The following is a 6116-nucleotide window of genomic DNA, read 5'->3' as shown; positions in this document are numbered from 1 at the left end:
GGTGTACGAGTCGCGGGTCGGCGACGTGTTCACGCTCGGGGCGTCGAGCTGGCGGATCGAGGACATCACCCACGACCGCGTGCTGGTCTCCCCCGCGCCGGGTCAGCCCGGTCGGCTGCCGTTCTGGAAGGGCGACGCGGTAGGCCGTCCGGCCGAGCTCGGCGCCGCGACCGGTGCGTTCGTCCGCAAGATGGCGTCGTTGCCGAGCGGCAAGGCGATCGAGCGGGCGCGCACCGCGGGACTCGACGAGTACGCCGCCAACAACCTCGTGTCGTACCTGGCCGAGCAACGCGACGCGACCGGCCGGGTGCCGGACGATGTGACGATCGTGGTCGAGCGGTTCCGCGACGAGCTTGGTGACTGGCGGGTCTGCGTGCATTCGCCGTACGGCGGTCAAGTGCACGGTCCATGGGCGCTTGCGATCGCCGCGCGGCTCCGCGATCGATATGGGATGGACGCGCAGTCGGTGTCGGGTGACGACGGGATCGTGCTGCGCCTGCCGGAGACGGACGAGGCGCCGCCGGGTGCGGAGCTGGTGTTGTTCGATCCGGCGGACATCGAGGACCTGGTGACGACCGAGGTCGGCGGGTCGGCGTTGTTCGCGGCCCGGTTCCGGGAGTGCGCGGCGCGGGCATTGCTGCTGCCTCGGCGTAATCCGGGACGGCGATCACCGTTGTGGCAGCAGCGGCAACGGGCCTCGCAGTTGCTGAGTGTGGCCAGCAAGTTCGGATCGTTCCCGATCGTGCTCGAGACGCTGCGCGAGGTCCTGCAGGACGTGTACGACCTGCCCGCGTTGAAGGATCTGCTGACCGGGATCAGCGAGCGCCGGATCTCGGTCGTCGAGGTCGAGACGCCCGAGGCATCGCCGTTCGCGAAGTCCTTGCTGTTCGGCTATGTGGGCGCGTTCATGTACGAGGGCGACAGCCCGCTCGCCGAGAAACGTGCCGCTGCGCTCGCGCTGGACCAGAGCCTGTTGGCCGAGTTGCTTGGGCGGACCGAGCTCCGCGAGCTCCTCGACGCCGAGGTCGTACTGCGCACCGAGGCCGAGCTGCAACGCCTGGCCGAGGACCGCCGCGCGCGGGATGCCGAAGGATTGTTCGACGTGCTGCGGATGGTCGGGCCGTTGTCCTTGCCGGAAGCAACTCAGCGCTGCGTCGACGGCTCCGACGCCGAAACCTGGCTGACGTCGCTCGCGGCGGCGCGTCGTGTTGTCCGTGTGCGGATCGCGGGTGAACACCGCTGGGCCGTCGTCGAGGACGTGGCGCGGCTGCGCGACGCTCTCGGTGTGCCGCTGCCACCTGGGGTTGCGGAGGCGCATGCGGAGCCGGTCGCCGACCCGTTGGGCGATCTGGTGTCGAGGTACGCACGGACGCACGGACCGTTCCGTGCCATCGATCTCGCGACGCATCTGGGGATCGGTGTGGCGGTCGTAAGTGAAGCCTTGCGGCGGCTGGGCGCGGCCGGGCGGGTCGTCGAGGGCGAGTTCCTGCCGGGCGGGATCGCCCTCGAATGGTGCGACAGCGAGGTGCTTCGGCTGCTGCGCCGGCGTTCGCTCGCCGCGCTGCGGAAGGAGGTCGAGCCGGTCGATCCGTCCGCGCTCGCGCGGTTCCTGCCTGCGTGGCAAGGGATCACGAGCGGCCGCGGGCGCGGGTACGACGTACTTCTCGGCGCGGTCGAGCAGCTCGCCGGTTGCGCCGTACCGGCCTCGGCGCTGGAGTCGATCGTGCTGCCTTCGCGGGTGCCGGGGTACCAGCCGTCGATGCTGGACGAGCTGACGGCGACCGGCGAGGTGGTGTGGGCGGGCTCGGGTTCGCTGCCCGGCACGGACGGTTGGGTGTCGCTGCACCTCGCCGACAACTGCGATCTGACGTTGCCGGATCCCGATCCGGCGTTCGAGTTGGGTGACACTCATCAGGCCGTGCTGGACGCGTTGTCGGGTGGCGGCGCCTTCTTCTTCCGGCAGTTGAGCGATGTGATCGGGTCGAGTTCCGGCGTGGTCGAGGACGAGGCACTGGTCAGCGTCCTCTGGGATCTCGTCTGGGCAGGTCACCTCACGAACGACACGTTGACTCCCGTCCGCTCCCTCGTCAGCGGCGGCCGCGGCAGTCACCGAGCCCGCCGTACGACGCCGCGCGCCCGACCGGGACGTCCGATCCGGCCCGGGCGGCCGTCGATGCCGTCGCGGGGTGGACCGCCGACGGCGGGCGGGCGATGGTCGTTGCTTCCGGCCCGTAGTTCGGACACGACCCGGCGGGCGCATGCCGCGGCCGAGACGCTGCTCGACCGCTACGGCATCGTGACGCGTGGATCGGTCATCACCGAGCGGACTCCTGGCGGGTTCGCGGCGGTGTACAAGGTGCTGAGTGCGTTCGAGGAGTCCGGGCGGTGCCGACGCGGGTACTTCGTCGCGGGGCTGGGAGCGGCGCAGTTCGCGTTGCCGGGCGCGGTCGACCGGTTGCGAGCGCTCGCCGAGTTTCCTGGATCACCGGGCAGTGCACGCGGGACCGGCCGGCCTGGCAAGAACGACGAACTCACCGCGCGTGCCGTCGTACTGGCCGCATCCGATCCGGCCAACCCGTACGGCGCCGCACTGCCGTGGCCCGAGCGGGAGAACGCCGGCGGACATCGACCGGGCCGCAAGGCCGGGGCGCTGATCGTGATGGTCGACGGCCAGTTGATCGTGTACGTCGAACGCGGCGGGCGGACCGTGCTGAGCTTCACCGAGGACTCCGACCTGCTGCAACCTGCCGTCGACGCGCTGGCGTTGTCGATCAGAGACGGTCAGCTGGGCAAGCTGAGCGTGGAGACGGCCGACGGCGAACAGGTTCGGCACACGGCCTTCGGGGACGCGCTGGCCAAGGCCGGCTTCCACGCGACGCCGCGCGGACTGCGGCTCCGGGCGTGAGGCGATGCCGGAAGGAGACACCGTTTGGAGGGCCTGCAAACGACTGAACCAGTCGCTCGCCGGGCAGGAGCTCGTCCGTACGGACTTCCGCGTGCCGTCGTTGGCGACGACCGACCTGAGTGGCCGGACCGTTGTGGAGGTCGTTGCGCGCGGCAAGCACATTCTGATGCGGCTGTCCGGCGGGCTGACGCTGCACAGTCACTTCCGGATGGACGGCAGTTGGCATCTGTACCGGGCTGGTGAACGGTGGCGCGGCGGGCCTACGCACGAGATCCGCGCTGTCCTCGAGACCGGGACGTGGACTGCGGTCGGGTACCGGCTTCCCGTGCTGGAGCTCGTCGCCACGGACGACGAGGACAGCGTCGTGGGGCATCTTGGCCCGGATCTGCTCTCACCGTCGTTCGACCGCGCGGCGGCGATCGCCAATGTCGAGTCCGACCCCGCGAGGACGATCAGCGAGGCGCTGCTCGACCAGCGCAACCTGGCCGGGATCGGCAACTTCTACCGGACCGAGGTCTGCTTCCTGCTCGGCCTGCACCCGTGGCGCCCGGTCGCGGAGGTCGACGTACCGGCCGCGATCGATCTCAGCCGGAAACTGCTCAAGGCCAACGTGCGCAACGGCGCCCAGGTGAGCACCGGGGTGGACCGTCCCGGTCAACGCACCTGGGTGTTCGAACGCGCCGGCAAACCGTGCCGCCGATGCGGTACGGCGATTCGCACCGCATCCCTGGGCGAGCCGACCCGTGAGCGCGTCACCTACTGGTGCCCGGCCTGCCAGCCCGAGAGCTGATCCACCGAAACTGCCCTGTGGACAACTCCCCGCGGCGGCCGAACACGGATACCTTCTCTGGCGCATCGAACAAATGTTCGATCGAGAGGAGATGGCGATGTGCGACAGGTGTGGTGACCTGACCGACGAGGACTACTCGCGGTGGCTCGAGGAGAACATCCAGACCTACGGCTGGACGATGACGTACGTCCCCGGCGACGGCGGCCGGAATCCTGCCTACGGGTACACGGTGGGTCTCAGTCAGTACCAGCATCCGGAGATCATCACATTCGAGAGCGAGCCCTGTTACGCGTTCCTCAGCCTCAAGCCACTGGCCTGGGCAGTCCTCGAGGGCACCGAATTCGACGAGGGTGACGATCTGACGGCGTTCTTTCCGCCACCGCAGACCGCCGAGTTGCTGCGGTTCCCCGACTCCGAGCTGCACCTGCGGAGGGCCAACGCGATGTACCGCCGGCCCGGGCAGCCGCCGCTGCCCGCACTTCAGCTCGTCTGGCCGAGCCGGATCACGCTGATCCAGCCGGCCTACGACTGGCGGACCTGCAACCGGGGTGTCCGATGAGCCGCCGATCAGGCGGCCGAGGCCACGACCTCCGGCTCGATCGCCGGGTGCGCCAGCACCAGCGCCTCTTCGCGGGCCAGATCCTCGCTCACCTCGGCGAAGACCATCGACAACGGCACGTCGAGTGCCGTGCAGATCGCCGCCAGCAACTCGCTGGAGGCCTCTTTCTGACCGCGCTCGACCTCCGACAGGTAGCCGAGGCTGACGCGGGCGTCGGCGGAGACCTCGCGCAGAGTGCGCCCCTGGCGCAGCCGCTTACGCCGCAGCACGTCGCCCAGCAGGCCACGAACCAGCACCATGAGGTTTCTCCCTTCCGCCTGTCCAGCCGTATCTACCCGCACGGTAGCTCGACCGTAGGAACCAACGGTACCTGTTGCTGGGTCACTACCCCTCGCAACGTCCACCTTCGGTGCGCCGCGCAAGTCTGCCTTACCTGTCACCATGCTGGTCCCAACACCTCGTTCAGTCGAGTTCTTCCGCCACAACTGCCGCTCCGAGTTCCAGGACGGCCTCGACGCTTGCCTGCCGGACAGCCGCCCGGTCTCCGGACAACTGCAGCTTCCGCACCTGCACGGACCGCGGTCCGGCCGCCGCGACATACACCGTCCCGGCCTCGATGCCCGCCTGAGGGTCCGGACCGGCTACACCGGTCGTCGCGAGGCCGTAGTCCGCCTCCAGACGCTCCCGTACGCCGGTGGCCAGTGCGGCAGCCGTGTCCGGGTGTACTGGCCCTACAGCGGCCAGCAGCTCGTCCGGTACACCTGCAAGCTTGGCCTTCAGGTCGGTCGCGTAAACCACCACGCCGCCCCGATACACAGCCGACACCCCCGGCACATCCGTCAGAACCGCACCGACCATCCCACCCGTCAACGACTCAGCCGTGGCCAGCGTCACGCGATGCTCCAGCAACAACTCCACCAACCGACTGACCGCCGCTCCGACCCGGTCGTCAACCACCCGCCACCTCCGTATTCGCAAGCTGTACCTGTACTCAACACCAGGAGGCGACCAGCATCCACCACCATCAGGAATGCCCTCACCTGGCCAGATGGGCGCGACTGGACTCGCTGAGGTACCAGCGTCGCGACAGATGCTGCGGAGACCGGCCGGGGCGGCGACGGATGGGGTTGGGTGGGGTCGGTTATGGGAGGGGGCGTTTGGCGGCGGCGCGGAGGTGGAGGGCTCGGGAGAGGTAGTCGACGCCGGTGATGACCGTCACCAGGACGGCGGCGGTCATGATGGTGACGGCGGGCCAGTGGAGGATGGCCAGGTGTTGCCATGGGAGGAGGTAGAGGCCCAGGGCGATGGCTTGGAGGACGGTTTTGAGTTTGCCGCCTCGGCTGGCGGGCATGACGCCGTGGCGGATGACCCAGAAGCGGAGGGCGGTGACGCCCCATTCGCGGACCATGACCAGGATCGTGACCCACCACGGGAGTTCGCCGAGGTACGAGAGGCCGAGGAAGGCGGCGCCGGTGAGGGCCTTGTCGGCGATCGGGTCGGCGATCTTGCCGAAGTTTGTGACCAGGTTCCAGCGGCGGGCGATGTCGCCGTCGAAGCGGTCGGTGACGATCGCGACGACGAACGCGGCGGTGGCGAGCAGGCGGTCGCCGGTTGCGTGGCCGCCGTCGCGGAGCAGGAGCCACACGAAGAGCGGGACCAGGACCAGCCGTAGCACGGTCAGCGCGTTCGGCAGGTTCCAGGCGCTGGGCGCGTGGAGTTGTCCGCCGGCTGCGCGTGGCGCCGGGTTCGGTGGCGGGTTGGTCACGCGGTCAGGTTAACTGCCTGGCGGGTGTCCGGGGTGCTCACGAGTGCCGCGAACTCGGCGATCAGGTCGACGCCGTCGCTCGCCACGACCTTCGCGG

Annotated in this window: 6 protein-coding genes; 3 read left to right on the top strand and 3 right to left on the bottom strand. The window is 69.4% G+C overall.

What is annotated here, in order from left to right; all coding sequences use genetic code 11:
* From VFF46_RS37955 to VFF46_RS37945, 3 genes are all read left to right on the top strand, one after another.
* The coding region (locus VFF46_RS37955) for a DNA glycosylase AlkZ-like family protein (RefSeq protein ID WP_325042111.1) at positions 1 to 2905 on the top strand (2905 nt) is incomplete at its 5' end.
* Positions 2906 to 2909: 4 nt separating this feature from the next.
* Positions 2910 to 3695 (top strand): Fpg/Nei family DNA glycosylase, encoded by a 786-nt coding sequence (locus VFF46_RS37950; RefSeq protein WP_325042110.1) that lies wholly within the window; start codon positions 2910 to 2912, stop codon positions 3693 to 3695.
* Between the two features lie 73 nt (positions 3696 to 3768).
* A complete protein-coding gene (locus VFF46_RS37945; RefSeq protein WP_325042109.1) occupies positions 3769 to 4254 on the top strand; it encodes a DUF4262 domain-containing protein in 486 nt (161 codons plus the stop codon).
* Positions 4255 to 4262: 8 nt separating this feature from the next.
* Here VFF46_RS37945 and VFF46_RS37940 read toward each other — a convergent pair whose 3' ends face one another.
* From VFF46_RS37940 to pgsA, 3 genes are all read right to left on the bottom strand, one after another.
* Positions 4263 to 4553 (bottom strand): helix-turn-helix transcriptional regulator, encoded by a 291-nt coding sequence (locus VFF46_RS37940; protein WP_325042108.1) that lies wholly within the window; start codon positions 4551 to 4553, stop codon positions 4263 to 4265.
* Positions 4554 to 4716: 163 nt separating this feature from the next.
* On the bottom strand, positions 4717 to 5211 hold the full coding sequence (locus VFF46_RS37935; RefSeq protein ID WP_414673139.1) for a CinA family protein: 495 nt from the start codon (positions 5209 to 5211) through the stop codon (positions 4717 to 4719).
* 184 nt (positions 5212 to 5395) lie between these two features.
* The gene (gene pgsA / locus VFF46_RS37930; RefSeq protein WP_325042107.1) at positions 5396 to 6019 is read right to left on the bottom strand and encodes a CDP-diacylglycerol--glycerol-3-phosphate 3-phosphatidyltransferase; all 624 of its coding nucleotides are present in this window, start codon (positions 6017 to 6019) and stop codon (positions 5396 to 5398) included.
* Between the last annotated feature and the right edge of the window lie 97 nt (positions 6020 to 6116).

This window comes from Kribbella sp., assembly GCF_035655035.1.
GTDB lineage: Bacteria > Actinomycetota > Actinomycetes > Propionibacteriales > Kribbellaceae > Kribbella.
Note: the sequence above shows the minus strand (reverse complement) of the source record. Positions and strands in the feature narration are given on the sequence as shown.